The sequence below is a fragment of the Rhodococcus sp. 05-2255-3B1 genome (genome assembly GCF_002258545.1).
GTDB lineage: Bacteria > Actinomycetota > Actinomycetes > Mycobacteriales > Mycobacteriaceae > Rhodococcoides.
The window spans coordinates 1-25,303 of sequence record NZ_NOZC01000031.1 but is presented as its reverse complement, the minus strand read 5'-3'; the positions used below and the strand labels follow the sequence as shown (position 1 = coordinate 25,303).

Below are 25,303 nucleotides of genomic sequence, written 5' to 3'. Positions count from 1 at the left end.
GTCAGTGCGCGTGACTGGGGTTCGCGGCCGGCTCTTCCTCGGTTCCGGCCCCGGGCTCACCGAGCATCGCAGCACCGACCAACGCCTCCGGCACCCCGAAACCGTCGACGAGCAGTTCGGCGTGCGGACGCAGGGTGCGGCACCGCTCGTTGATGGCGCGGGTGACGGCCTTGGATCGCTCGGTGGACAGGTAGCGGTGTTCGATGAACCAGGCCTTGTCCGCCTCGATCACCGACAGCGCGTAGAGGTCGCAGACCTCGTCGAGCAGATCCTTGGTGGTGGGGTCCTCACACGATTCGATGCCGGCGATGAATGCCTCGAAGATGATCCGATCGATGTGCGCGCTCGCGGCATGCAGAACGTGATCCTGCACCGCGTTGAACGCCTCGAACGGGCTGGTCTCCTTGGACTTGGACTGCAGCCGGCGGGCGACGGTGGAGAGCAGGTACTCCTCGCGATCCTCGAACATCTTGACCTGGGTGCCGCGGTTGAACAGCGAGCCCTCTTCCTCGTTGTCCTGACGCCGATCGAGGATGGTCTGCATGATCGCCTGGGCCGCAGTGCGTTTGACGACGCGGTCGCCCACCATGTCGGCGGCGAACTTGACCCATTCGACCGGGCTCATGGACTTGACGTCGTCGGCGTACGCGGTGAGCAGCTCCTTCGCGACCAGCTGCGTCAACACATGATTGTCGCCCTCGAACGTGGTGAACACGTCCGTGTCGGCCTTGAGCGAGATCAGCCGGTTCTCGGCCAGATAGCCTGCGCCGCCGCACGCTTCGCGCGCTTCCTGAATCGCGGCGGTGGCGTGCCAGGTGTTCGCCGCCTTGAGGCCGGCAGCCCTCGATTCGAGCTCGCGCTGCTCCTCGGCGTCGGGATTGTCCGAGGTCTGCAGCTCGTGCATCTTCGAAACGAGCTCGTTCTGCGCGAACTGCAGGGCGTAGGACTTGGCGATGAGTGGGAACAGTCGACGCTGATGCACCAGGTAGTCCATGATCAGGACCTCCTGATCGGAATCGGGCGCGGAGAACTGCCTGCGCTGCAACGCGTATCGCGTCGCGATGTCGAGGGCAACACGGGCAGCCGCCGCGGCACTGCCGCCGACCGTGACACGTCCGCGGATCAACGTGCCGAGCATCGTGAAGAACCGTCGAGACTTGTTCTCGATCGGGGAGGAGTACGTACCGTCGTCGGACACGTCGGCGTACTTGTTGAGCAGATTGTCTCGCGGGATGCGGACGTGATCGAACATCAGGCGGCCGTTGTCGACTCCGGGAAGACCGCCCTTGTACTGGCAGTCCGAGGTGGTGACACCGGGCAGGTCGTCACCGTTCTCGTCGCGCAGTGGAACGAAGAAGCAGTGCACGCCGTGGCTCTCGGGCTCCTCGCCCGGGCCTGCGGTGATGAGTTGGGCGAACACCGCGGCGACCGTCGCCGTTTCGGCGGCACCACCGATGTAGTCCTTGCGCGAGGACGGCGTGGGGGAGTTGATGACGAACTCGTCGGTCTTCGGGTCGTACGTCGCCGTGGTCTCGAGCGACTGCACGTCACTGCCGTGTCCGGTCTCGGTCATGGCGAAACAGCCGAGCAGGTCGAGACTGATGATCTTGGGGACGTAGGCCTCGTGGTGGCGTTCGGTGCCGAGATTCTCGATGGCACCGCCGAACAGCCCCCACTGGACGCCGGCCTTGACCATCAGCGACAGATCGCTCATCGCGAGCATCTCGATCATCGTCACCGCTGCACCGACATCGCCGGTGCCGCCGTGTTCCTTCTTGAAGCCGTTGTCGGCAGCGCCTGCAGCGGCGAGAAGCTTGAGCTGTTCCATCGCCTTGGTGCGGGCGATGACGGTGTTCGGCGTGTAGTGCGGACGGAACTCGTCGCGGGCAAGCTGCCTGCGCGCCTCGTTCTTCACATCTCGCCAGCGGCCGTCCAGAGTGTTCCGAAGGTGATCCGTTGTGGTTGCCATACTCGACGGTAACCTTTTGCAGCCGCCTGTGAAGGCCGGAAACTCAGACCGGCCAGACGAATTCTTTCCACACCGCGCGGACGGTGCGCCAGAAGCCCGATTTCGCGTACGGACCGTCGTGGAACAGGGACGCGCAGTTGTCCTCCAGAGCCCTGTTCACCAGGGGGCTGAAGTCGGTGAACTCACCGACCAGGAACTCCTTGAAGCCCTCCGGCCACGCGTATTGGGCTGGTTCGTGTTGTGCCTCCACGACCGCGAGTGTAATGCAGCAGTAACACCGATGTTACAAATCCCACTCACTTCAGCAGTGCGAAAGCCTGCTGGGCGACGAGGAACGCGTAGCTGGACGGGATCGGATCGATCGCGCCGTCGGCCCGGAACTGCTCGGTGACGATCCAGTCCTGACCGGAGGCATCGGTGGCCAGGAACGCGGCCGCCAGATCGCCGGGAGCGCTGCCGCCCTTGAACCCCGAATACGGCCACAGCGCCGCATCGAGCTGCACCCCCGGAGTGATCGCCAGGATGCGACGGTTCTCCTCGGCCGAATCGCTCGTCGCCAGGTAACCCATCGCGGCACAGACGTCCTGCGCGTTGGCGAACCATTCGACCCCGTCGGCCGACGCCGGGTTGTCCAGGAAGTTCTCGAAGTCGATCTCGAGCGGCCTCGCGTCCGCCTGCGCCAGCAGCTCGGCCCGGGTGTCGGGGTCGGCCGCGGACCACTCGGCCCGCATGTTCGGATCGCCGAACCCGATGACGAAGAACTGCCGAGTGTCCATCATCGGCGTCATCACCGACGGATCGTGATGACCCATGACCGAGAGCTGGCGCTCGACCCGGTCGCGGCCGAGGCGATCCATCAACAGATCCGTTGCGGTGTTGTCGGACAACGAGATCATCTTCTCGGCCGCGTCGCGGACCGACACCTTCGTGCCGTCGGGCAGATTCTGCAGTTCGCCGGACGGCGCGCTCTTGGTGGCGTCGCGAACGGTGAGCTGCTCGTCCCAGCGGACGGTGCCTGCCTCGATCTCGTCGGTGAGCGCGCCGAGGACGTACAACTTGAACACCGACCCGAGGGGCAGCACCGAGTCCGCATCGGTGGAGTAGATCGACTCGCAGTCACCGCCGTTGAGCCGTGACGCGCTGTAGGAGTAGTTCGGAGCCACCTTCGACAGTGCCGCGTCGAGATCGTCGAACGACGAGATCGTGGGCGTGTCCGGCCGGGCCAGGAAGCCGTCGAGCTTGCCGTCCGCACCGATCGACGTCGTGATCGTGGCCGGGATGCCTGCGGTGGTGAAACGCAGAACGCCGGAATCGGGACCGGCCTCGAACCCCGTGGCCACGTTCGGGGTGCCTGCGCGCAGCTGTTCGAGTGGCCCGGCGAGACCACCCAGCGGAGCGACGGCCTCGGCCAGCTCGGGTCCGGTGACGGCGTCGACCTCGGCGGGGTCGGGTGCCTCCTCGGCGTTGATCCATCGCAGGATGCGTTCGTTGAGGGCACCGACGGGGGTGGAGGTGTCGACGGCGAAGTCCGGAACGGTCGTGGTGGGCACGGGCGCTGCGGACGTGCCCCCGCAGGCGGGAAGCGTCAGCGTTGCGGCCACGACCACCCCCACGAGTCTCGTCACGGTCCGCGTCGTCATGCTGCGATGCTAATGGATTCGGACATTTCGCCACCTCGCCAGTCTCGGGACGGCCGGTCGGGTGCTGTGGCAGTGTGCTCTGGCGTGCTGACTTCCGAAGACGTCCGTCGACTCGACTCCGACCATCTCTGGCACCCCTACAGCCGGTTTCCGGCGAGTGCGACGCCGCTGGTGGTCGACAGTGCGTCGGGCGTGCGGCTGACGTTGGCCGACGGTCGGCAGCTCATCGACGGCATGAGTTCGTGGTGGGCGGCAGTGCACGGCTACCGCCATCCTGTGCTCGACGCCGCCGCGCACGATCAGCTGGGCCGGATGAGCCACGTCATGTTCGGCGGACTGACACACGCTCCGGCGGCCAGGTTGGCCGAGTTGCTGGTCGACATCACCCCCGCCGGGCTCGACAAGGTGTTCCTCGCCGATTCCGGCTCGGTCTCGGTCGAGGTTGCGGTGAAGATGGCGCTGCAGTACTGGCGTGGGCGCGGCGAGAACGGCCGCACGCGGCTGTTGACCTGGCGCGGCGGGTACCACGGAGACACCTTCGCTCCGATGAGCGTGTGCGACCCGGACGGCGGGATGCACACGCTGTGGACCGATGTTTTGGCGAAGCAGGTGTTCGCTCCGGCCCCGCCCGTGGCGTTCGACGCCGACTACGTCGCCGAATTCGAGAAGATACTCGGTGAACACGCGAGCGAACTGGCGGCGATCATCGTCGAGCCGATAGTGCAGGGCGCCGGTGGAATGCGGTTCCACGACCCGCGCTACCTCGTGGAACTACGCCGCCTGGCCGACGAGTACGGCGTCCTGCTGATCTTCGACGAGATCGCCACCGGCTTCGGCCGAACCGGGGAGTTGTTCGCAGCCGACCACGCCGGTGTCGCGCCCGACATCATGTGCATCGGCAAGGCGTTGACCGGCGGATATCTGACCCTGGCGGCCACGCTGTGCACCACCGAGGTGGCCGAGACGGTCTCGGCCGGCGAGGCCGGCGGCCTGATGCACGGGCCGACGTTCATGGGCAATCCGCTCGCGTGCGCGATCGCGGTGGCCTCGGTGGATCTGTTGCTCTCGCGTGACTGGCGCGCCGAGGTCGCGGCTCTGGCATCGGGACTGGCCGCCGGCCTCGCGCCGGCCCGGTCGCTGTCGGGAGTCGCCGATGTTCGCGTTCTCGGCGGCATCGGCGTCGTCGAGATGCACAGTCCGGTGGACATGGCACGGGCCACGGCAGCGGCCGTCGACGCGGGAGTGTGGCTGCGGCCGTTCGGGCGTCTGGTGTACGCGATGCCGCCGTTCATCTGTACCGATGCGGAGGTGGCTACCATCGCCGAAGCCCTGGTGGCGGTGGCGCGCGACCGTACTTGAACGGCGTTCAAGTATGGTGCTGCCATGACCGCTCTGGACTGGCTCGACGCCACCGCGCACGCCCGACGCGAGGACGGTCTCGAGCGCATCGTGATCGCCCGCACCGCCGAGGACGACATCCTCGATCTGGCGTCGAACGACTACCTCGGACTGTCCAGGCATCCGGCCGTAATCGACGGAGCCTGCGCCGCTGTGCGCCGATGGGGCGGCGGATCCACCGGATCGCGGCTGGTCACCGGGACGACGACCGCACACGAGCGCCTCGAGGAGGATCTCGCGGAGTTCGTCGGAGCCGAGGCCGGACTGGTGTTCTCCTCCGGTTACACCGCCAATCTCGGGATCGTGACGGCACTGGCGGGCCGAGACGCGCTGGTGATCTCCGATGCCGCGTCGCACGCCTCGCTCATCGATGCCTGCCGCCTGTCGCGGGCCCGGGTGGCCGTCGCTCGACATTGCGATACCGGCCACGTCGACCAGCTGTTGCGCGAGCGTCGCGAACAGCGGGCCCTCGTGGTGACCGATTCGGTGTTCAGCGCCGACGGCGATCTCGCGCCTCTGGCCGAGCTGTACGCGGTGTGCCGGAGACGGAACGCGGTGCTCGTCGTCGACGAGGCGCACGGATTGGGTGTACGCGGGGACGGTGGCAGGGGAGCCGTCCACGAAGCAGGCCTCGCCGGAGCGCCGGACCTGGTGATCACCGCAACGCTGTCCAAGGCCCTCGGATCGCAGGGTGGAGTGGTGCTCGGGCCGGCAGCGGTGCGCACGCAGGTGATGCACGGTGCACGCACGTTCGTGTTCGACACCGGACTTGCACCCGCCTCCGTCGGAGCGGCGTCGGCCGCGCTGACCGTCCTGCGGGGCGAACCCGACCGGGTGCACTCGATCGGTATACGTGCAACACAACTCGCCGCCGCAGCAGGCGTCGAACCGACGACATCGGCGGTCGTTCCGGTGATCATGGGCGACGCACAGCGGGCAGTGCGCGCGGCGGCGGACTGCCTCGAGCTCGGCGTCCGCGTCGGATGCTTCCGGCCGCCGTCGGTTCCGGCCGGCGGTTCTCGACTGCGACTGACCGCGCGCGCCGATCTCACCGACACCGACATCGATCGTGCCGCGTCGGTCCTCGCGGCGGTGTCGAATGCGGCGGTTGTGTGGTGACGGTTCTGCTGGTGACCGGAACGTCGACCGGCGTCGGCAAGACCGTGATCACCGCGGCACTCGCGGCGGCAGCGCGGGCAGGCGGGCGGTCCGTCGCTGTGTGCAAGCCGGCGCAGACCGGCGTCGGAGACGGTTACCCTGACGAAGCCGATATCGATGTGGTGCAACGCCTTTCGGGCGTTCGGGGAGTGGAGCTGGCGCGGTATCCCGAGCCGCTGGCCCCGGACGTCGCGGCCCGCCGATCGGGTCGGCCGATGCTCGAACTCGACGCTGTGATCGGAGCCGTGCGCGAGCTCGACGCAGCCAACGACCTCGTGCTGGTCGAAGGCGCAGGGGGAGTGGCGGTGCGTTTGGGCGCAGGAGGGTTCACCGTGCTCGACGTCGCCAAGGCCATGTCTGCGCCGATCGTGATCGTGGCCGGTGCGGAGCTGGGAACGCTCAACCACAGTGCTCTGACCGTTGCGGCAGCGCGGGCGGCCGGCGTCGACTGCGCAGGTCTGGTGATCGGGTCGTGGCCCGCCGCACCGAGCCTGGCCGCGCGGGTCAACCTCGACGAGCTGCCGCTCGTGACGGGTGTCGGGCTCATCGCGTGTATCCCGGAGGAGGCGGGTCTGCTCCCGTTGCGCGCTTTCGAAGCCGTGGCGGTCGGTGCCTTCGGTGAGTTTGTCGAGTCTTTACTCGGGTACCCGGCATAGATCGACTGCCGGTCCGGCAGTCGAGAACATGGGAGTCCGCCAATGAGCACCACCGTATGGATCATCGTCGCAGTAGTAGTCGTACTCGTCGTCGTTGCCATCGCCGTCGTCGTCGCACGCAAGGGCAAGGAACGTAAGAGGTTGGAAGCGAACGAGATTCGCGAAAAGGCAGCCAACGACGCAGCAATCGTCGAAGAGCGTGAACTGCTGGCCAGGGAAAGCGAGGCCAAGGCACGCCGGGCCCGGGCAGAAGCGGATGTCAAAGCAGCCGAGGCCGACAAGCTCGCGCAGCAGGCTCAGTCACATCAGGGTGTTGCGGCGAAGTCGCGCGATGAGCTGGACGCCGAATTCGCTCGCGCGAACGAACTCGATCCGGACGTCGATCACCGATCGGGTGCCGAGGCCGCACACACGGACAACGACGGCCGGTCGGATGATCACGATCGAGCGCATCACCGCGGGGCAGACATCGGCGAGACCTTCCCCGGCCGGCACGACTCCGGGACACGAAACGCCGCTGATCGTGATGCCGCCACGCACACCAGCGCCGACCCGCGTAGCACCGGGGAGAAGGTTCGCGACACCGTCGACCCACGCACGGACAACGGACACCACCGCACGAACTGACAGCGAGAAGCTGCTGCCGTCCGGGGCGAGCCCGGCACGATCGGTACTAACCGGTCGAATTGTGCGGTAATTCGAGTTCGACGACGTCGTGCTCGCCGAGGTCCGGTCGCTCGTTGGTGATCTTGGCCTTGGCGTAGGCCAACAGGTTCGAGACCTTCGACCCAGGGGTGGACCAGTACTCGGCTCCCTCAGCGGCCACGTGGATCAGGTCGACCTCGCGCGAATCGGGGTTCTTCTCGAACCACGCGGCCGCTCGGGTGTTCCACAGTTCCTCGGCCTTGGTGGTGTTGTCGACCACCGCGGCCGTACCGGACAACGACACCCAGCCCTCGCCGGACTGGAACGAGACGTTGACGGTCGGGTTCGCCGCGATGTCGCTCACCTTCCGTGAATCGTGAGCGGCGAAGAACCACAGGTCGCCGTCGAACTCGGCTTCCTGCAGCGCCATCGGGCGCGAGATGAGGTGACCGTCTCGGCCGACGGTGGTGAACATGCAGAGCCCGGCTTCGGACATCAATTCGGCGACTTTGCTGACGCCATCGGTGTTGGTCATCGGCACCGATTACCCGGCGCACTCGCCGTTCAACCACCGAAACAGGCCGATCCCCCGCTTTCCGGATTATTACGCCCTGTAGTTGGTGATTTCACCGAACCTGGGACACTGGAAGTCGTGACTGTTTCCCCCGGCAACGACGCCCCCGTATCGGCCCAACTCTTCGCCCGCGCGAGCGCGGTCATTCCCGGCGGCGTCAACTCGCCGGTACGTGCCTTCGCGTCGGTCGGCGGAACGCCCCGCTTCATCACGCAGGCCAGCGGATACACCATGACCGACGCCGACGGAAACTCGTACGTCGACCTCATCTCGTCCTGGGGTCCGATGATCCACGGACACGCCCACCCGGCCATCGTCGAAGCCGTCCAGAAGGCAGCCGCGACCGGCCTGTCGTTCGGTGCACCCACGCTCCGCGAAATCGAACTCGCCGAGGAAATCGTGCGTCGCGTCGGCCCCGTCGACCAGGTTCGTCTTGTGAATTCGGGCACAGAGGCCACCATGAGCGCGGTGCGTCTGGCTCGCGGCTTCACCGGCCGCACCAAGATCGTCAAGTTCTCCGGCTGCTACCACGGCCACGTCGATGCCCTCCTGGCCGACGCAGGCTCGGGGCTCGCCACGCTCGGACTGCCGACCTCGCCCGGCGTCACCGGCGCACAGGCGTCGGACACCATCGTCGTTCCCTACAACGACCTCGCCGCCGTCACCGCGGCCTTCGAGGCCAACCCGGGCCAGATCGCGTGCATCATCACCGAGGCAGCCGCAGGCAACATGGGCGCCATCCCGCCGGTCACCGGCTTCAACGAGGGACTGCGCCGCCTCGCGACCGAGCACGGCGCACTGCTGATCATGGACGAAGTGATGACCGGCTTCCGCGTCAGCGCATCCGGCTGGTACGGCATCGACGGAATCGCAGGCGACCTCTACACCTTCGGCAAGGTCATGTCCGGCGGATTGCCGGCCGCGGCATTCGGCGGTCGAGCGGACGTGATGGCCTATCTCGCGCCCGCCGGACCGGTGTACCAGGCAGGCACGCTCAGCGGTAACCCCGTCGCCGTCGCGGCCGGACTGACCAGTCTGCAACTGGCCGACGCAGCCGTCTACGAGAAGCTGCAGACCAACTCGCAGCGACTCGGAACACTGCTCGGCGACGCCCTCACCGCCGAAGGCGTCACCCATCACGTGCAGTTCGCGGGCACTATGGTGAGTGTGTTCTTCGCCGATGGACCCGTCACCGACTACGCGCAGGCCAAGGCCGCGCAGACGTGGCGATATCCGGCGTTCTTCCACGCCTTCCTCTCCCGCGGGGTGTACCCGCCGCCGAGTGCATTCGAGGCCTGGTTCGTCTCCGCTGCCCTCGACGACCGAGCCTTCGAGATCATCGCCGACGCGGCCCCGGCCGCCGCGAAAGCCGCAGCTGCCGCCACCGCAACGAACTGATTCACCACCCGACTAGCGAGAAACAGGACCCCGACGTGACCGAGGCCCCCGCAACACATCCGCACTCGACGACGCGCACCATCGTGCACGTCCTCCGGCACGGCGAGGTGCACAACCCCAAGGGCATCCTGTACGGGCGGTTGCCGGGCTTCAAGCTGTCGGTGACCGGCCAGTCGCAGGCCAAGGCAGTGGCCGATGCGCTCGCAGGCCACGACATCACCCACGTCGTGGCATCACCTCTGCTGCGCGCGCAGCAGACCGCCGCGCCGATCGCAGCGGCCCACGGTCTGTCGATCGCCGAGGACGAGAACCTCATCGAAGCAGGCAACGAATTCGAGGGCCTCCGCGTGGCCGTCGGTGACGGTGCCCTGCGCCGACCACGGCACTGGTGGAAGCTGCGCGACCCGTTCACCCCCTCCTGGGGCGAGCCGTACCTGCAGATCGCGCACCGCATGCTCGCCGCCGTCAACGCGGCCCGCGTCGAAGCCGTCGGGCACGAGGCCGTGTGCGTAAGCCACCAGCTCCCGGTGTGGACGCTGCGCCGGTTCCTGCAGGGCGACCGGCTCTGGCACGACCCGCGCAATCGTCAGTGCGGGCTCGCGTCGCTGACCTCGCTCGTCTACGAGGGCGATCAGCTCGTTGACCTCGTCTACTCCGAGCCCGCGGGAGCATCCGATCCGAGGATCACCGGTGCGTAGATTTTTCCTCGCCGTCTGTGCAGCGTCTGCCATCGCTCTTGTCGCAGGATGCTCGACCGGCACCGACGCGGTGGCGCAGGGCGGCACTTTCCAGTTCGTCTCACCCGGCGGGCAGACCGACATCTTCTACGAGCCCGACGAACGCGGCACCATCGGCGAACTGTCCGGGCCGGATCTGATGACCGAGGGCAAGACGACCTCGTTGTCGGACTACGACGGTGACGTCGTGGTTCTGAACGTCTGGGGCCAATGGTGCGGACCGTGCCGCGGTGAGGCCGACGACCTCGAAGACGTCTACGAGGCCACCAAGTCCCTCGGCGTCGAGTTCCTCGGCATCAACGTGCGCGACGAGTCGCAGACCGCCGCACAGGACTTCGTGGTCAGCAACAACGTCAGCTACTCCTCGATCTACGACCCGCCCATGCGCACCCTGACCGCGCTCGGCGGCGTCCCCACCTCCGTCATTCCGACGACCGTCGTGCTCGACCGGCAGCACCGCGTCGCAGCAGTGTTCCTGCGTGAGCTGCTCGCCGAGGACCTGCAACCCGTCGTCGAACGCGTGGCAGCCGAGGAGCCAGTGCAGCAGTGAACGTGACTCACCTGGCCGGGATCGGCGCGAGTTTCCAGGAAGCTGCGGCCTCCGGGCCACTGATCCTGGCCCTCGGGGCCTGCGTGCTGGCCGGGCTCGTCTCCTTCGCGTCGCCCTGCGTGGTGCCCCTGGTGCCCGGCTACCTGTCGTACCTCGCCGGAGTTGTCGGAGCCGACGCTCCGGCCGTCAGCGCCGACGAGGCAGCTGTGCAGACGAAGGTGCGCAGCGGTCGATTGCGCGTCGCCGGGGCGGCGGGATTGTTCGTTCTCGGATTCACCGTCGTCTTCGTTCTCGCCACCGCGTCGGTGTTCGGAGCGATCTCCGTCCTGGCGATCAACCGCGAACTGCTCATGCGGATCGGCGGCGTCGTCACCATCGCCATGGGCCTGGTATTCGTCGGACTGATCCCGGCCCTGCAGCGCGATGTGCGCTTCGAGCCGAAACAGATCGGCTCACTGGCCGGAGCACCGCTGCTCGGCGGCGTCTTCGCACTCGGATGGACCCCGTGCCTCGGGCCGACGCTCGCGGGCGTCATCTCGTTGGCCGCAGGTACCGACGGTACGACGGCAGCGCGCGGCGTCGTCCTGATCGTGGCCTACTGCCTCGGTCTCGGCTTACCGTTCGTGATCCTCGCGTTCGGTTCGGTCAGCGCGCTGCGAGGCGTCGGCTGGCTACGTACACATGCACGACAGATACAGGTGTTCGGCGGAATCATGTTGATAGCAGTAGGAATTGCACTGGTCACCGGTGCCTGGGATCAGTTCGTCGGCTGGGTGCGCGACGCCTTCGTCTCCGATGTGGTGTTGCCGATATGACCGCCGACACCGAAGAGCGCACCGAAGCGTCGCCGCCGCACAAGCAATCGGTGCTGGGCAGGGGAGTGGCCCTGGTTCGCAACACCTGGCGCGGCCTGACCAGCATGCGCACCGCGCTGGTTCTGCTGTTCCTACTTGCCTTCGCCGCTGTGCCCGGTGCCCTGGTGCCGCAGCGCAGCCTCAACGCGGGCAAGGTCGACGAGTACATCGCCAACCGCCCGACCCTCGGCCCGATCATGGACAAGCTGGAACTGTTCGACGTCTTCGGCAGCTTCTGGTTCACCGCGATCTACGCACTGTTGTTCATCTCGCTGATCGGCTGCATCCTGCCGCGCTGCATCGAGCACGCGAAGCAACTGCGCACCAAGCCGGTTCGCGCGCCCCGTAACCTCTCCCGCCTGCCGCACCACACCCGCTACGACGTCGACGGAACGCCGGAGGAGATCGCCGCACAGGTGCGCACTCAGTTGCGCGGTTGGCGCGTCGCCCAGAGAACCGAGGACAGCGGAGCAGTGACGCTGTCGGCGGAGAAGGGCTACGTCCGCGAACTCGGCAACCTCGTCTTCCACCTCTCCCTCGTCGGACTGCTCGCCGCCATCGCCATGGGCAAGCTGCTCGGCTACGAGGGCAACCGCATCGTCATCGCCGACGACGGCCCGGGCTTCTGCACCTCGACCCCGGCGAACTACGACTCGTTCCGCGCAGGCAACCTCGTCGACGGCACCGACCTCGAGCCACTGTGCGTGCGCGTCAAGGACTTCACCGCCGACTACCTCGACACCGGCCAGGCCGAGATGTTCACCTCCAACATCGAGTACCAGGCGGGCCAGGACCTCACGAACAACGTCTGGCGCGACGACCAACTTCAGGTCAACCACCCGCTGCGCGTCGCTGGGGACCGCGTCTACCTGCAAGGGCACGGCTACGCACCCACCTTCACCGTGACGTTCCCCAACGGCGAAACCCGCACCGACACCATCCAATGGCAGCCGACGGACGCCACGACCTTCCTCTCCAGCGGAGTGCTGCGCGTCGACCCGCCCGGCGGCCTGTATCCCGACCCTCTCGACCGGCGCAAGAATCAGATCGCCATCGAGGGTCTGTTCGCGCCGACGGCGTCGTTCCACGGCAGCCTGCTGTCGTCGAGCTTCCCCGCCATGAACGACCCCGCCGTCGCCATCGACATCTACAAGGGCGACACCGGACTCGACACCGGACTGCCACAGTCCATCTTCTCGCTCGATCAGGAAATGATCGCCCAGGGCAGACTCGTGAAGCAGGACCGCGTCAACCTGATGCCGGGAGAATCCGCGACCCTCAGCGACGGAACGATCGTCACGTTCGACGGAGCGAAGGAATTCGTCAACCTTCAGGTCTCGCACGACCCGGCTCAGACCTGGGTACTCGTCTTCGCGCTCACGATGATGGGCGGACTGCTCGTCTCACTGGTGATCAAACGTCGCAGAATCTGGGTCCGACTCACCGCCGACGCCCAGGCACGACGTACTGTAGTAGACCTCGGCGGACTTGCACGCACCGATCAGGCGGGGTGGGGCGAAGAGTTCGACCGCCTGTGCACCCGCCTGCTCGGCGATACCTCGAAACAGGAGAACTGACCGATGCCGATCAACGAGACCCTCTCGCAGTACAGCGACTGGTCCTTCGAATCAGCGTTCACCATCTACGTGCTCGCATTCGTCCTGCTCATCGCCCAGTACGCCTCCGCCAAGGCGACGGCAGTACAAGCCAAGGAACTCGTCGGTGCCGGTGCCCCCATTGCCGACAGCCGACCCGGACGCGTCGTCGAAACACCGAAGCGACCGCTGTCCGAACGACTCGCAGGCATGGGCTTCGCGTTGCTCGCCCCAGCCCTCGCCCTGCACGTCGCCTCGGTGGTACTCCGCGGCTTCGCCACCCACCGCTTCCCGCTCGGCAACATGTACGAGTTCGTCACCATGGCCACGGCAGCCGCCGCCCTCACCTCGGTGATCGTGCTGCGCAAGAAGACGATGCGCCCGATGCTCGTGTTCGTCCTCGCGCCCATCATCGTGCTGATGTTCTTCGCCGCCACCAAGCTCTACGCCGACGCCGCACCGGTCGTCCCCGCTCTGCGCTCGTACTGGCTGCCCATCCACGTCACCATCGTCAGCGTCGGAAGCGGCATCCTGCTGGTCTCCGGCGTCGCGAGCCTGCTGTTCCTGCTCCGCATCAAGCAGCCCCTGGGAGAGGAAAGCGTCGGGTTCTGGGGCAAATTCGCCTCCAAGCTGCCCGACGCCCAAGCTCTCGACCGACTCGCTTACAAGACGACGATCGTCGCCTTCCCGCTCTTCGGAGCAGGCGTCATCCTCGGCGCAATCTGGGCCGAAGCCGCATGGGGACGTTTCTGGGGCTGGGACCCCAAAGAGACCATGTCGTTCATCACCTGGATCATCTACGCCGCCTACCTGCACGCCCGCGCCACCTCCGGATGGCGCAACACCCGCGCAGCGTGGATCAACATCGCCGGATTCACCGCCATGCTCTTCAACCTCTTCATCATCAACATGGTGGTCTCGGGACTGCACAGCTACGCGGGACTGAACTGACCTTCGCTCGTTCCACAGCCTCCACGCTGGACCTCCAGCTGGTAGCGTCCGATCCGGCTCGATGGGGGACACATCCGAGCTCGGATCTTCGATGTGGGACGCGAACTGGGGGGAATCGGTCATGGCCGATCGGCACGAGGACAACTGGCAACCCGTCCGGCCACTGGACGACGATGTACCGGAAGATCATGCAGCGCCGCCCACGGGGTCCGAACCGATCGCCGTCGCAGCGACGACGGAGGCCACACCCACACCGCCGCGCGAGCCCTTTCGATCGACCCCCATCACCATGCCGCCCGAAAGCATCTCGAACCCGCCCGCGCCGCAACCCGAGACCGCGCCGACACCTCCGCCGAATCCTGCACCGCGCGCTTCCCGACCGAAAGACCTGTCTGGGCCGGTAGAAGGTGACGGCAAGGATGCCGGGGTCGCCGCGACCCCGGCCGAGGAAGGCAAGACCGCGACGGCAACACCGACGACACCGGTGCAAGCGCCGAAGGCTCCCGTGGCGCCGACCGTGAAACCGACTCCTCCACACACGCCCCCCGAGGCGAGCCCGCCCGTCGCGTCGGCACCACCCCCGCCGCAGGGTCCGATGCCGTCAGGCCCGGTGCCTTCGGGCCCGTTGCCTTCGGGCCCGTTGCCTCAGAACTCGACTCCGCAGAACTGGGCTGCTCAGAACTCGGCTCCGCAGAACTGGGCTGCTCAGAATTCGGTGCCTCAGAACTGGGCCCCTCAGAACCCGGGGCCCCAGAACCAGTGGGCTTCGCAAAATCAGTTGGCTCCGCAGAATCAGGCTGGGCCGCAACACAATTGGGCACCGCAGAACCACGGCGATCCGCAGGAGCACTCGGTGGCGGGGGGTCAGTGGCATACCCAGAATCAGTGGAACCCTCAGACGCAATGGGGACCTCAGCCCGGCCAGTGGCCCGGTCGGCAACATCCGAATCAGCCGCATCCTGGTCAGCCACAGCAGCTCAGGCAAGCCCCGGGTGATGCGATGGTGGTCGCACCGGCACCGGCACCGGCGGCCTTCGACCAGAGTCGGTCGGCGGAGCAGCCGGTCTCCTCACTCGATCTGGGCAGTTCGTTGCTCGTCCGATCGGGGAATGCGCCGCCGCTGGGAGGGTGGCGTCGGGCGTTGTATCTGATGACGGGTGGTCGTGTGGATGTCGGAAACAGTGCCGCCCAGCAGCGACGCTCGGCCCTGACCGCGCAGGTGGATCGGCCTCTTGTCGGATGCCATCGCGTCGCGGTGCTGTCGCTGAAGGGCGGTGTCGGCAAGACCACGACGACGGCCACCCTCGGCTCGACTTTCGCCGAGATTCGAGGTGATCGGGTGATCGCGATCGACGCCAACCCCGATCGCGGAACGCTGGGTCAGAAGGTGCCGCTCGAGACGACCTCCACCGTCCGTAATCTGTTGCGCGACATACATTCTCTGGACCGCTACAGCGACGTGAGGGCATACACGTCGCAAAACGTGCATCGACTGGAGGTGTTGGCATCCGATTCGGATCCGGCAGCCTCGGAGGCATTCAGCGGTGAGGATTACGATCGCGCGGTGTCGCTGTTGGAGAAGTTCTACAGCATCGTCATCACCGATTGCGGCACCGGTCTGATGCACTCGGCCATGGAACGAATTCTCGAGGGAGCCGACACTCTGGTGGTGGTCAGCTCGGGGTCGGTGGATGGTGTGCGCAGCGCGTCGGCAACGCTGGATTGGCTCGATGCGCACGGCTACCGGGAGCTGGTCGCCACATCGGTTGCGGTCGTCAACGGCGTTCGGCAGAGGGCCGGAAAGGTCGACCTGCAGAAAGTCGTCGAACACTTCGAGCAGCGTTGCGCTCGGGTTCGCACGATCCCGTTCGACCCGCATCTCGAGGAGGGGGCGGAAATCGAACTCGATCGTCTTCGTGGGCGCACACGAAAGGCACTGCTGGAAGTCGCGGCGGCGGTAGCGGCGGGATTCCCCGACGCGCCCACCGCTGCCCAACGCAACTGAGAACCACCGGACCTATTCGCTGGGTTCGGTGCCGGCCTCGGTTCCGTCTTTCCCTCCGCGGCGAGCCTCACGGTTGATCCGCCACAGAAAATCGGGATCGTCATCGGGTCCCACAGTGCGGGTGGGTGGAGCCTGCGTACTGGGTCCGAATGCCTTCCAGAACAGCACGATTACTGCCACCAAGCCGATCAACGCCAAAAGATAGATCACGACGCACCTCCTACTACGAGAGTAGCTGTGATGCAACCACCTCCGCACCCGTCGAGCGTCGAAGATTCCTGAGAATGTTCGATGAGTTCGTACGGGTGCGGATACTGCGGGTGGATCGGCCCCAGAGCCAGCCGATCAGTGGTGTGTGCCGGCTTCCGTCGTCAGTGAGGTCAGCAACTGCATGACCTCGGTCTCGCGGAATCGACGGTGCCCGCCCGGAGTGCGGAGGGATCCGAGGCGGCCGGCATGTGCCCAGCGCGTCACTGTCTTGGGGTCGACGTGGAAAAGCGCGGCTACCTGACCCGGAGTGAGCAGTGAGTCCTGAGCCTTGTGAAATGTGGGTGCGCTCATCTTGTCGTGTCCTCCTACGATGCGGTTCGGTGCATATGCGTCGAACCGGAGATATCGGTCTGCTGCGTTCGATCCCCATGGTTGCACTCGAACCCCTAGGTACTCGACTGATACAAGGTTGGTAAAGGGGAGGTAATGGACAAATCGGTCATGCTGGGGGTGGGTCGGAGTGGCTGCCGAGCCCGGTAGATTGGGACCCGTGAGCGACGCGACGAATGCCGAGAGCAACGATTCAACCAGCGGAAATGCCGCGCCAGAAAGGTCGGCGAAGAAGTCACTCGCCGTCAACCTCGGTGTCTACACCTTCGCGCGACTGGCGCTCGTCGTCGTGATCGCGGCCGTCATCGTCGGCGTCGGTTTACTCTTCGGCGTCGAGGTCCCGGTACTCGTGGCCGCGATTTTCTCGGTGCTGATCTCACTACCTCTCTCGCTGCTCCTGTTCAAGAACATGCGCATCCGCGTCAACGAGTCCATCGCAGCCGTCGACGAGGACAGGCGCGCCGCGCGCGCGGACCTGCAGTCGAAGCTGCGCGGTGAAGACGGCAAGAAGTGACCAGGTCGGTCGATCATTCGGGATCCCGGGAGTGGGTCGACAACGCGGTCCGGTTGATCGAGGCCGATTCCCAGCGCAGCGCCGACACGCACCTGCTGCGATACCCCCTCCCCGCGGCCTGGGGATTCTCGCTGTATCTGAAAGACGAGTCGACGCACATCACCGGCAGCCTGAAGCATCGGCTGGCTCGGTCGCTCTTCCTGTACGCGATCTGCAACGGCTGGGTCACCGAACGCACCACGGTGATCGAGGCCTCGTCGGGCTCCACTGCCGTCAGTGAAGCGTATTTCGCCGGACTGCTCGGACTGAAGTTCGTCGCCGTGATGCCACGCAGTACCAGTCCCGCCAAAGTCGCACTCATCGAGTCTCACGGCGGAAGATGTCACTTCGTCGACAAGCCCGGTGAGATGTACACCGAAGCGCATCGACTCGCGGCCGAGCCCGACAGTCACTACATGGACCAGTTCACGCACGCCGAACGAGCCACCGACTGGCGCGGAAACAACAACATCGCCGAGTCCATCTTCGACCAACTTCGGCTCGAGGAGTGCCCCATTCCCGACTGGGTGGTCGTCGGTGCGGGGACCGGAGGGACCAGTGCCACCATCGGCCGCTACATCCGATATCGAAGGCATGCAACGCAACTGGCCGTGGTCGACCCCGAGAACTCCGCGTTCATCGGCGGCTACGAGTCGGGAGACGCGGGCTACGAAACAGGGCAGTCTTCACGCATCGAGGGCATCGGTCGACCGCGCGTCGAACCCTCGTTCGTCGGCCAGGTGATCGATCGAATGATCGCAGTACCCGACGCCGCCTCCGTGGCCGCCGCACGATTCACCTCGGACGCACTCGGCAAACGAGTGGGCGGATCGACGGGCACCAACATCTGGGGTGCGTTCGGATTGATCGCGGAAATGATCGCCGCCGGCCGCAGTGGGAGCGTGGTGACACTGCTGTGCGACGGCGGAGATCGGTATTCGCAAACCTATTTCGACGACACATGGGTCTCGAACCAGGGCATGGATCTCGACGAACCAACAGCAGCGCTCGAACAGTTCGTTCGTACCGGGGTGCTCTGAGCGGACCTACTTGCTCACCGCCATCGATGCCGCTGCAGTTGCGGCAGACACCGCGGCGACCGCCGGCCAGGCACCGATCTTCTTGGCCAGCGGGTGCGAGGCACCGAACGCGACGAGGTAGGTCCCGAGCAAGGCGCCGGCACGGACCGAACCCGAGGATCTCTGCCAACGGGTCGTGCATACCACCCCGACGGCTGCGAGCACCGCTCCGCCGAGCTGACGATTGTGAGACTGCCGGGCAACGGCGAAGCCGCCGAGCAGACCGCCGGCAGCGAGCGCAGAAGTGGCAAGCGAGCGGCGAGTGTCGTTGGTGGACATGGCCATCACCCTAGCCGCGCCTGCACTCGGAGGCTTCTCGCCAGGTGGTCTCGTTGCTCGATCACCAAGCGCCGCAGGGCAGCCGGTGCCCACTCGTGCTCGGCGAGCCAGCTGTCCGCGGCCTCCGTCGACGACTGCTGCGGGAACAGACGGACCACGATTCGCCTGGCGATCTCGATGCTGCGCGAGGTCCACAACGAGGAGATGGTCTCGAAGTAACGATTGCCGTAGGGCTGGGTCAGATCCGGTCGGTGCCCGGCCCCGAAACCGGTGATGAAGGCGTCGAGAACGTCGTTGGACGCATCGTCGCGCTCGGTGATGGCAGTCCACGCCCTCGCCTTGACCTCGGCATCGGGTATCGCCGTCGACGCCGCGGTGTGTGCGGTGCGTCCCGACAAGGTGTTGTCGGTGGCCAGCTCGGCGTCGAGCTCGGCTGCGGTCGCGTTCCCGGTTGCGGCCAGGGCCAACCAGAACGACCAGCGCTGATCGGGATCGAGACGTAGACCTGGCACCGTCGCTGTGCCGTCGAGAAGTGCGCGCAGTTCGGCAGCGCGGGAACCGTCGAGTTGGGCGGCGGCCGCGGTGGCTCGCCCCCACACCAACTGGGCGTCGCTCCCCGGCTCGCTCGCGTGCAGTTGCGTCCACGACGCCTCGAGCCACTGCCGGGTCGGTTCGTCCCGTCGGTCCTCCGGGAGGTAGTGCTCGAGGGCGTACGCCACGTTCGCGGTGACCGCCGACAGAAGGCCGATCTTGGGCTCGTTGGGCGCGAATCTGGTTGCGATGTCGATGTATTCGAGTGCGGACATCTCGGCGTCGCGGGTGGAGTTCCACAGCGCCGACCACACCAGGCCCCGGGCGAGGGGATCGACGATGCGATCGAGGTGGTTCCGCACGGTGGTGATCGAGCGCTCGTCGAATCGGATCTTGGCGTACGTCAGGTCGTCGTCGTTGAGCAGCACCAGTGCGGCATCGGGAAAGTCGACCGGCGTTCGTGCATCGGTGATGTCGAGTTCTCGGCGGTGCGTTCTCGTCAAATTCCCCGCCTCGTCGAGATCGTAGAGCCCGACGGCGATTCGGTGAGGCCGCGGTTCTGTCTGCTCGACGGCATCGCCGGTGTAGCTGAGCGTCGAGACGCCGGTGGTCTGCAGCCATGCTGCAGCCCAGGTATCGAGGTCGCGTCCGCTCGCTGCGGACATCTCGCTCAGTAAATCCGTCAGCGTGGTGTTGCCGAAAGCGTGGGTGCGAAAGTAGTTGCGGGAAGCGGCGAAGAAGGCATCTGCACCCACGAAGGCTCCGAGTTGTTTGAGGACGCTCGCCCCCTTGGCGTAGGTGATGCCGTCGAAGTTGAGCTTCGCAGCCTCGAGGTCGGTGATGTCGGCGACGATAGGGTGGGTGGTCGGCAGTTGGTCCTGCAGGTATGCCCACGCTTTTCGTCGGTTGGCGAAACTGACCCAGGCATCGGTGAATCGGGTCGCCTCGGCCGACGCGTACGCACCCATGAAGTCCGCGAAGGATTCCTTGAGCCACAGGTCGTCCCACCACTGCATCGTGACGAGGTCGCCGAACCACATGTGCGCCATCTCGTGCAGAATCGTGTTTGCGCGGGCCTCGTACTGGGCTTCGGTTGCCGCAGAACGGAATACATACGATTCGGTGAACGTGACCAGGCCGGGATTCTCCATCGCGCCGAGGTTGTATTCGGGGACGAAGATCTGGTCGTACTTTCCGAACGGGTACGGGTAGTCGAACTTGTCGTGAAAGAAGTCCAGCCCCCGCTTCGTGATGTCGAAGATGTCCTCGGCATCGAAGTATTCGGAGAGAGACGCCCGGCAGTACGCACCGAGAGGGACGGTGAGTTCGCCTCGCGTCCAGGACGATTGGACGCAGTGATACGGGCCTGCCGCAACTGCGGTGATGTACGTCGATATCGGCAGGGTCGGTACGAAGGTGGTGACCGAGTCGGCAGTGATTCCCTCGCGGTTCGACAGCACGATCCACGTCGGCGGAGCCGTGACCGTCAGGGTGAAGGGGGCTTTGAGATCCGGTTGCTCGAAGTTCGCGAACACCCGGCGTGCATCGGCCGGTTCGTACTGCGTGTAGAGATAGACGTTGTCGTCGACGGGATCGACGAATCGGTGCAGTCCCTCGCCAGTCCTGCTGTACCGTCCGTGCGCGCGAATCCGAACGATGTTGTGCTCGGTGAGCCCGACCAGTTGAATGCGGGAGCCGTCGTAATCGACCGCCGCGTCGATGCCGTTGACGGTGACTTCGTCGACTGTCGCACCGATGAAATCCACCCATGTCGCAGCGGTCGTCGCGTCGAATTCGATGGTCGTCACGGTCTCGAAGGTGTCGAGGTCCATGTCTTCCGCGCGCAGAAGGTCCAGGTGAACGCGATAATTCACCCCGCTGATGTGGCGCGATCGCCTGCGAGTTTCGGTCCGGGTCAGATTCGCGGTGCTCACCGAACCAACCCTATGCGATGGAATCATCACAGAGTCGGCGCAGTGAAGTAGTGGCGTCCGAGTGGATCGACGATGTGCAACACCCCCTCCGGCAGCAGTTCGGTGTGCCAGAGTTTGCGTGTTTTCAGGTTGTGGTGAAGCCGACAGCGCGGGCCGATGTTCGTCGGGATCGTCCAGCCACCTCGCTTCGGATTCTGCCGGTCGAACTCGACGATGTGGTCCAGATCGCACCGATCCGAAGGCACGTCGCAGCCGGGATGCAGGCAGTACGGATGGTCGGCTCGTACCCGCGCCGCGAGTGCCCTACTCGGTTTGTAAGACAGTGCCCCCGGCGGCGGAACCGTCATGCCTCCGTGTCCGTCGGGGTAGAGCGCGTGCTCGCCGAGAGGATTGCGCTCGACGACGGCCCGCCAACGTTCGATTAGCGTCCCTCCTCCCGGTCGCGGGCGCGGTCTATCACCGAGCGGCGACGCCTGGTCGGGTCGTGCTGTGTTCTCGGGTGGTGCTGTGGCCGGTCGCGGTTGCCCGATCGGACCAACAGGCCCCTGCGGCGCGGATTCAGTACTCGCGCTGGATGTCTCGTGGGCTGTGTCGCCGGCCGAAGCGTCGGTCGTGCCAGTTGGCTGCGGGTCCTCGGACTCGCGAGTGGCGGTGTCACCACGAGCGATCAGGCACGTCGCGCACTGGCAGACCAGTGTTTCGCCACGCATCAAGGCAGTGTGTGCTTCGCCTCGTCGTTGATCGGGGGATCGAGGGTCCTCCGGGTGCAGTCGCGCGATCACGGCGTCGATTCGTGAAATCTGTTCGTCGGCTTGACCGTCGGTCATCACCGCGGTCAGGCTGGACAGGCCCCGTGCTCTTCTCCGCAACCGGATTCTCTTCTCCGTGCGCGCGGCACGCTTGCGCACGTCGCGGTCCCACTCCGGATCGGCCTCGGTGAGCAGCCGATCGATCTCGCGCCCCAGGGCACCGGGTGCCATCTCTCCGGCGACCTTGAGAACCTCGGCTTCGATGTCGACCACCGTGCTCGGACGAGCGTGGAGCAAGTGATCGTGAATCGTCCTGACCCGCTCCATGTCGAGCGAACCGTCGACGAATCGACGCTTCACCGACGGCTGCAATCGGCGCCACATCTGCACCCTGTTGTTGACCGATGCGAAGGTGGACGACAGAGCCGCTGCCAGCTCGCAGATCGCCGAGCTGTAGAGATCCTTTTCTGTCACTCCGGTGTCCCACGGGGATGCGCATGCCGTTCGGCCGCGAACGTAATCGTCCATGAGCGACAGTTCCGATGCGAGAGCAGCGTTTATCCTTCTCCGCGCACCGAGGACGTCGGCGAGAGCAGAGTGATCGTCAGCCATCCACGTCGACTCGCGTAGCCCCATGTCACCCCCCAGCGACGAAGGGCCGAACACGTATTCGACCCGATGCCGAGAAGTGTAGAACCGGCCACCGACAAGTTCTGCCGTCCTGTTCGAGCATCCGACGAGGTCGACTACCGCAATCACACAAGTCCTCGAAGCCCTGGACGTAGTGGCCGAGTCGATGGAGGGCGGTGTGTCCTCGCAGTGACGATGCCGTAGAGCAGCAACGCCGCTACGCTTTTCCTCACGTGCAGGGGGACTCCGGAGGAGGCGAAGTGAACACCTTCCAGAAATCGGCAGCAGCGTTCAACAGGGTTTTCATGGTCGTGATGAAAGCGCCCGTGCTCGACAGGGTTCTCGGACGTTCGATGGGGATCCTGACGTACATCGGCCGAAGGTCCGGCAAGAAGATCTCGCTACCGCTGGCTATCGGCCGGAAAGGTGATCACCTGAAAGTGAGGGTGGCCATGCCGGACAAGAAGAACTGGTGGCGAAACTTCACGAACGACGGCGGTCGCGTCGACGTCGACCTCGGCGGCGTTCACTACTCCGGCCTGGCGACGGCGACCCGCGACGATCGCGGGCGGGTGACTGTCGACATCGCTTTGGATCGCTGACTGCACCGTATGCCAACGCGTCAACTGGGGTTGACAGCTGCCTTCTGTCAACTTAGATTGACATCATGACCGAAGCCACTGCACTTGCCGCCGCAGCCGCCAGTTCCGATCCGGGGGAGGGGCTGCGTGCGGTAGCCGCTCTTCGGCGGTTGCTCGAGCGCCTGGAGGCCGTTCAGGTCCAGAACGCTCGACGCAACGGTTGGGCCTGGCAGGCAATCGCCGACTCGCTCGGAGTCAGCAGGCAGGCCGTCCACAAGAAGCACGGCGGAAAGGGAAGGTAGGCAACAATGTTCGAGCGATTCACCAAGTCGGCCAGATCTGTCGTCATCAGCGCTCAGGGTCACGCAGGGACTCTGCACTCGCCCCGAGTGGAGCCTGTACATCTGTTTCTCGGCGTGCTGTCCGTCGCCGACGAGCCATTGCAGACGGCGCTGGGCGAGGCCGGGTTCACCGTCGACGAAGTGCTCGCGAACGTGCAGTCTCAGGATGCGCGTGCGTTGAGGTTCCTGGGAATCGACCTGGACGCTGTTGTCTCGACGATCGACTCCGCTCTCGGTTCGGGTGCGCTGGAGGGCGCACAGGCGTCACCGCATCATCTCCCTTTCGCCCCATCGGCGAAGGAAGTGTTGAAGCTGTCGCTGAAGGAAGCCGTCGAACGACGGGACCGCGAGATCGGCGTCGAACATGTTCTTCTCGGCTTGGTTCGCGGTGCCGATCCTTCGTTCACCGAACTGGTGCGGCAGCAAGGTTCGCTCCAGCAGTTGCGATCGATCGTCTCGCTCGTTCGGACGTCGTAGCTCTCGGCCGTCTGCGACCCTACGATGGCGCCATGAACTTCTTGATTCGGCTCGTGATCAACGCCGTTGCCATCTGGGTTGCCAAAGAATTCGTGGATGGCATCACTGTCACCAGTTCGGGGCGCGGCGACGGGTGGGACATCGTGGTGCTGCTCGGTATCGCGGCGGTGTTGACGATCGTCAATGCGTTCATCAAGCCGCTGGTGCAGCTGCTGTCCTTGCCGTTGCTGATTCTGACGCTCGGGCTGTTCACCCTCGTGATCAACGCGTTGATGCTGTTGTTGACGGGCTGGCTGTCGTCGCAGACCGGCTACGGTCTCGAGATCGTCGGGTTCGCCGCCGCGTTCTGGGGTGCGATCATCATCTCGATCGTGAACTTTCTGCTGGGTGCGTTGGTGCCGGACAAGCGTTAGGCGAAGGCCAATGCCACGCCGGTGCTCGCGCCCCAGACGAGCATCGCCAGGCCCGAATCACGCAGTGCCGGAATCAGCTCGAATCCGTGAGCTCCCTTGCGTACCGGGGAGTTCGCGCGAGCGGCGAAGGGCAGTGCGAGCAGGCCGACGAGTGCCCACGGGGTGCGAGCGATCAGAACGACGGTCATCGCGAACGGCACCACCAGTAGCGCGAGATGCAGGTAGCGGGTGCGGGCGTCGCCCAATCGCACTGCGAGGGTGAGCTTTCCCGACTCGGTGTCGGTGGGGATATCGCGAAGGTTGTTCGCGACGAGGACCGCGCTCGAGAACGAGCCGACTGCCACTGCTGCCAGTACTCCGGCCCAGTCGATCTGCTCGGCCTGTACGAACTGGGTGCCGAGGACCGCGACGAGACCGAAGAACACGAACACGGCTATCTCGCCGAAACCGCTGTAGCCGTACGGCTTCGAGCCGCCGGTGTAGTACCAGGCTCCGGCGATGCAGACCAGTCCGACGACGATCAGCCACCACGCGCTGGTCGCAGCCAGGACCAGTCCGGCCACAGCGCCGACGGCGAAGCAACCGATCGCGGCCTTCTTGACGGCCCCGGCGGACGCGGCCTTCGAGCCGACCAGTCTCAGGGGCCCGACTCGATCGTCGTCGGTGCCGCGGATTCCGTCGGAATAATCGTTGGCGAAGTTGACGCCCACGATCAGAGCCAACGAGACGACCAACGCCAGCAGCGCCTTCCACCACACTCCTCCGTCCAGCGACACGGCCGCACCGGTGCCGACGAGGACGGGGGCGATCGCATTCGGGAGTGTGCGCGGTCGCGCACCTTCGATCCATTGCGCAGTGGTGGCCATGAGCGACGATCTTTCCGTATCTGTCCGACGGGTGAGAACGCGGCCGGTCAGAACGGTAGGCGCGGCAATACCGGCAGCGGGATCACGGGCATCTGGACACCAGGAATCTGGGGCAGGGGCACCGTGGGGGCGGGCGGAGG

At 65.7% G+C, this 25,303-nt stretch carries 27 protein-coding genes; 17 read left to right on the top strand and 10 right to left on the bottom strand.

Going from position 1 to position 25,303, the window contains the following annotated elements; translation table 11 throughout:
* Nucleotide 1 precedes the first annotated feature (1 nt).
* From CH249_RS17425 to CH249_RS17415, 3 genes are read right to left on the bottom strand one after another with little or no spacing between them, the layout of a single operon-like run.
* Nucleotides 2-1,969: an acyl-CoA dehydrogenase gene (locus tag CH249_RS17425; RefSeq protein WP_094646861.1), complete on the bottom strand. Its 1,968-nt coding sequence runs from the start codon at nt 1,967-1,969 to the stop codon at nt 2-4.
* A gap of 43 nt (nt 1,970-2,012) precedes the next feature.
* Nucleotides 2,013-2,219, bottom strand: coding sequence for a hypothetical protein (locus CH249_RS17420; protein ID WP_045198931.1), 207 nt, complete (start codon nt 2,217-2,219; stop codon nt 2,013-2,015).
* Nucleotides 2,220-2,265: 46 nt separating this feature from the next.
* Nucleotides 2,266-3,609 carry a serine hydrolase gene (locus tag CH249_RS17415; protein ID WP_094681910.1) on the bottom strand — a complete coding sequence of 448 codons (1,344 nt, stop codon included), beginning with the start codon at nt 3,607-3,609 and terminating at the stop codon, nt 2,266-2,268.
* An 87-nt stretch (nt 3,610-3,696) separates the two neighbouring features.
* Here CH249_RS17415 and CH249_RS17410 point away from each other — a divergent pair, with 87 nt between their 5' ends.
* The 4 genes from CH249_RS17410 to CH249_RS17395 are packed head-to-tail and all read left to right on the top strand — an operon-like array spanning nt 3,697 to nt 7,448.
* The gene (locus tag CH249_RS17410; RefSeq protein WP_373453492.1) at nt 3,697-4,968 is read left to right on the top strand and encodes an adenosylmethionine--8-amino-7-oxononanoate transaminase; all 1,272 of its coding nucleotides are present in this window, start codon (nt 3,697-3,699) and stop codon (nt 4,966-4,968) included.
* Between the two features lie 24 nt (nt 4,969-4,992).
* On the top strand, nt 4,993-6,126 hold the full coding sequence (locus CH249_RS17405) for an 8-amino-7-oxononanoate synthase (RefSeq protein ID WP_094646863.1): 1,134 nt from the start codon (nt 4,993-4,995) through the stop codon (nt 6,124-6,126).
* Nucleotides 6,123-6,821 carry a dethiobiotin synthase gene (gene bioD, locus CH249_RS17400; RefSeq protein ID WP_045200999.1) on the top strand — a complete coding sequence of 233 codons (699 nt, stop codon included), beginning with the start codon at nt 6,123-6,125 and terminating at the stop codon, nt 6,819-6,821. The genes CH249_RS17405 and bioD overlap by 4 nt, the downstream gene beginning before the upstream one ends.
* A 42-nt stretch (nt 6,822-6,863) precedes the next feature.
* Nucleotides 6,864-7,448: a hypothetical protein gene (locus CH249_RS17395; RefSeq protein WP_094681909.1), complete on the top strand. Its 585-nt coding sequence runs from the start codon at nt 6,864-6,866 to the stop codon at nt 7,446-7,448.
* A gap of 46 nt (nt 7,449-7,494) precedes the next feature.
* On the opposite strand, the gene CH249_RS17390 is transcribed toward CH249_RS17395, so the two are convergent.
* Nucleotides 7,495-8,001: a pyridoxamine 5'-phosphate oxidase family protein gene (locus CH249_RS17390; protein ID WP_032394174.1), complete on the bottom strand. Its 507-nt coding sequence runs from the start codon at nt 7,999-8,001 to the stop codon at nt 7,495-7,497.
* Nucleotides 8,002-8,118: 117 nt separating this feature from the next.
* Here CH249_RS17390 and hemL point away from each other — a divergent pair, with 117 nt between their 5' ends.
* The 7 genes from hemL (at nt 8,119) to CH249_RS17355 (ending at nt 16,130) form a co-directional block, all read left to right on the top strand.
* The gene (gene hemL / locus CH249_RS17385; protein ID WP_032393897.1) at nt 8,119-9,438 is read left to right on the top strand and encodes a glutamate-1-semialdehyde 2,1-aminomutase; all 1,320 of its coding nucleotides are present in this window, start codon (nt 8,119-8,121) and stop codon (nt 9,436-9,438) included.
* A gap of 35 nt (nt 9,439-9,473) precedes the next feature.
* Nucleotides 9,474-10,136: a histidine phosphatase family protein gene (locus CH249_RS17380; protein ID WP_032393898.1), complete on the top strand. Its 663-nt coding sequence runs from the start codon at nt 9,474-9,476 to the stop codon at nt 10,134-10,136.
* Nucleotides 10,129-10,725, top strand: coding sequence for a TlpA disulfide reductase family protein (locus tag CH249_RS17375; RefSeq protein WP_094629718.1), 597 nt, complete (start codon nt 10,129-10,131; stop codon nt 10,723-10,725). The genes CH249_RS17380 and CH249_RS17375 overlap by 8 nt, the downstream gene beginning before the upstream one ends.
* Complete coding sequence (locus CH249_RS17370) at nt 10,722-11,540, top strand: cytochrome c biogenesis CcdA family protein (protein WP_032393900.1); 819 nt, start codon at nt 10,722-10,724, stop codon at nt 11,538-11,540. Before CH249_RS17375 ends, CH249_RS17370 begins: the two co-directional genes overlap by 4 nt.
* Complete coding sequence (locus CH249_RS17365; protein WP_032393901.1) at nt 11,537-13,156, top strand: cytochrome c biogenesis protein ResB; 1,620 nt, start codon at nt 11,537-11,539, stop codon at nt 13,154-13,156. Before CH249_RS17370 ends, CH249_RS17365 begins: the two co-directional genes overlap by 4 nt.
* A 3-nt stretch (nt 13,157-13,159) precedes the next feature.
* On the top strand, nt 13,160-14,125 hold the full coding sequence (ccsB, locus tag CH249_RS17360) for a c-type cytochrome biogenesis protein CcsB (protein WP_032393902.1): 966 nt from the start codon (nt 13,160-13,162) through the stop codon (nt 14,123-14,125).
* 595 nt (nt 14,126-14,720) lie between these two features.
* Nucleotides 14,721-16,130, top strand: a complete 1,410-nt coding sequence (locus CH249_RS17355) for a MinD/ParA family protein (protein ID WP_094646900.1) — start codon at nt 14,721-14,723, stop codon at nt 16,128-16,130.
* A gap of 12 nt (nt 16,131-16,142) precedes the next feature.
* On the opposite strand, the gene CH249_RS17350 is transcribed toward CH249_RS17355, so the two are convergent.
* Together CH249_RS17350 and CH249_RS17345 are read right to left on the bottom strand one after the other, a co-directional pair.
* A complete protein-coding gene (locus tag CH249_RS17350; protein ID WP_032393904.1) occupies nt 16,143-16,340 on the bottom strand; it encodes a hypothetical protein in 198 nt (65 codons plus the stop codon).
* Nucleotides 16,341-16,475: 135 nt separating this feature from the next.
* Entirely contained in the window at nt 16,476-16,691 is a 216-nt protein-coding gene (locus CH249_RS17345; protein ID WP_008713732.1) for a BldC family transcriptional regulator, read from the bottom strand.
* A gap of 199 nt (nt 16,692-16,890) precedes the next feature.
* Between CH249_RS17345 and CH249_RS17340 the strand changes: the two genes are divergently transcribed.
* Both CH249_RS17340 and CH249_RS17335 read left to right on the top strand, forming a co-directional pair.
* Complete coding sequence (locus CH249_RS17340; protein ID WP_094646901.1) at nt 16,891-17,244, top strand: DUF4229 domain-containing protein; 354 nt, start codon at nt 16,891-16,893, stop codon at nt 17,242-17,244.
* Nucleotides 17,241-18,323 carry a PLP-dependent cysteine synthase family protein gene (locus CH249_RS17335; protein WP_094699010.1) on the top strand — a complete coding sequence of 361 codons (1,083 nt, stop codon included), beginning with the start codon at nt 17,241-17,243 and terminating at the stop codon, nt 18,321-18,323. Before CH249_RS17340 ends, CH249_RS17335 begins: the two co-directional genes overlap by 4 nt.
* Before the next feature lie 6 nt (nt 18,324-18,329).
* Here CH249_RS17335 and CH249_RS17330 read toward each other — a convergent pair whose 3' ends face one another.
* The 3 genes from CH249_RS17330 to CH249_RS17320 are packed head-to-tail and all read right to left on the bottom strand — an operon-like array spanning nt 18,330 to nt 22,467.
* Nucleotides 18,330-18,641 (bottom strand): hypothetical protein, encoded by a 312-nt coding sequence (locus CH249_RS17330; protein ID WP_082074079.1) that lies wholly within the window; start codon nt 18,639-18,641, stop codon nt 18,330-18,332.
* A gap of 5 nt (nt 18,642-18,646) precedes the next feature.
* Nucleotides 18,647-21,106 (bottom strand): aminopeptidase N, encoded by a 2,460-nt coding sequence (gene pepN, locus CH249_RS17325; RefSeq protein ID WP_094646865.1) that lies wholly within the window; start codon nt 21,104-21,106, stop codon nt 18,647-18,649.
* Between the two features lie 26 nt (nt 21,107-21,132).
* Nucleotides 21,133-22,467, bottom strand: coding sequence for an HNH endonuclease signature motif containing protein (locus tag CH249_RS17320; protein ID WP_179273074.1), 1,335 nt, complete (start codon nt 22,465-22,467; stop codon nt 21,133-21,135).
* 278 nt (nt 22,468-22,745) lie between these two features.
* Between CH249_RS17320 and CH249_RS17315 the strand changes: the two genes are divergently transcribed.
* The 4 genes from CH249_RS17315 (at nt 22,746) to CH249_RS17300 (ending at nt 24,297) form a co-directional block, all read left to right on the top strand.
* Entirely contained in the window at nt 22,746-23,087 is a 342-nt protein-coding gene (locus CH249_RS17315; RefSeq protein WP_094646902.1) for a nitroreductase/quinone reductase family protein, read from the top strand.
* Nucleotides 23,088-23,152: 65 nt separating this feature from the next.
* Nucleotides 23,153-23,368, top strand: a complete 216-nt coding sequence (locus CH249_RS17310; RefSeq protein ID WP_032393909.1) for a hypothetical protein — start codon at nt 23,153-23,155, stop codon at nt 23,366-23,368.
* 6 nt (nt 23,369-23,374) lie between these two features.
* Nucleotides 23,375-23,884, top strand: coding sequence for a Clp protease N-terminal domain-containing protein (locus CH249_RS17305; RefSeq protein ID WP_094646867.1), 510 nt, complete (start codon nt 23,375-23,377; stop codon nt 23,882-23,884).
* Between the two features lie 32 nt (nt 23,885-23,916).
* Nucleotides 23,917-24,297 (top strand): phage holin family protein, encoded by a 381-nt coding sequence (locus tag CH249_RS17300; RefSeq protein WP_032393911.1) that lies wholly within the window; start codon nt 23,917-23,919, stop codon nt 24,295-24,297.
* Here CH249_RS17300 and CH249_RS17295 read toward each other — a convergent pair.
* Entirely contained in the window at nt 24,294-25,163 is an 870-nt protein-coding gene (locus CH249_RS17295; protein WP_032393912.1) for a 1,4-dihydroxy-2-naphthoate polyprenyltransferase, read from the bottom strand. The two genes, CH249_RS17300 and CH249_RS17295, sit on opposite strands and share 4 nt — an antisense overlap.
* Between the last annotated feature and the right edge of the window lie 140 nt (nt 25,164-25,303).

What these genes read in the sequence shown, in the direction of transcription:
- CH249_RS17425 (WP_094646861.1), bottom strand. Translation starts at nt 1,969, where the DNA reads ATGGCAACCACAACGGATCACCTTCGGAACACTCTGGACGGCCGCTGG.
- CH249_RS17415 (WP_094681910.1), bottom strand. Translation starts at nt 3,609, where the DNA reads ATGACGACGCGGACCGTGACGAGACTCGTGGGGGTGGTCGTGGCCGCA.
- CH249_RS17405 (WP_094646863.1), top strand. Translation starts at nt 4,993, where the DNA reads ATGACCGCTCTGGACTGGCTCGACGCCACCGCGCACGCCCGACGCGAG.
- CH249_RS17395 (WP_094681909.1), top strand. Translation starts at nt 6,864, where the DNA reads ATGAGCACCACCGTATGGATCATCGTCGCAGTAGTAGTCGTACTCGTC.
- CH249_RS17390 (WP_032394174.1), bottom strand. Translation starts at nt 8,001, where the DNA reads ATGACCAACACCGATGGCGTCAGCAAAGTCGCCGAATTGATGTCCGAA.
- CH249_RS17365 (WP_032393901.1), top strand. Translation starts at nt 11,537, where the DNA reads ATGACCGCCGACACCGAAGAGCGCACCGAAGCGTCGCCGCCGCACAAG.
- ccsB (WP_032393902.1), top strand. Translation starts at nt 13,160, where the DNA reads ATGCCGATCAACGAGACCCTCTCGCAGTACAGCGACTGGTCCTTCGAA.
- CH249_RS17355 (WP_094646900.1), top strand. Translation starts at nt 14,721, where the DNA reads ATGCCGTCAGGCCCGGTGCCTTCGGGCCCGTTGCCTTCGGGCCCGTTG.
- CH249_RS17345 (WP_008713732.1), bottom strand. Translation starts at nt 16,691, where the DNA reads ATGAGCGCACCCACATTTCACAAGGCTCAGGACTCACTGCTCACTCCG.
- CH249_RS17330 (WP_082074079.1), bottom strand. Translation starts at nt 18,641, where the DNA reads ATGTCCACCAACGACACTCGCCGCTCGCTTGCCACTTCTGCGCTCGCT.
- CH249_RS17320 (WP_179273074.1), bottom strand. Translation starts at nt 22,467, where the DNA reads ATGGCTGACGATCACTCTGCTCTCGCCGACGTCCTCGGTGCGCGGAGA.
- CH249_RS17310 (WP_032393909.1), top strand. Translation starts at nt 23,153, where the DNA reads ATGACCGAAGCCACTGCACTTGCCGCCGCAGCCGCCAGTTCCGATCCG.
- CH249_RS17305 (WP_094646867.1), top strand. Translation starts at nt 23,375, where the DNA reads ATGTTCGAGCGATTCACCAAGTCGGCCAGATCTGTCGTCATCAGCGCT.
- CH249_RS17300 (WP_032393911.1), top strand. Translation starts at nt 23,917, where the DNA reads ATGAACTTCTTGATTCGGCTCGTGATCAACGCCGTTGCCATCTGGGTT.
- CH249_RS17295 (WP_032393912.1), bottom strand. Translation starts at nt 25,163, where the DNA reads ATGGCCACCACTGCGCAATGGATCGAAGGTGCGCGACCGCGCACACTC.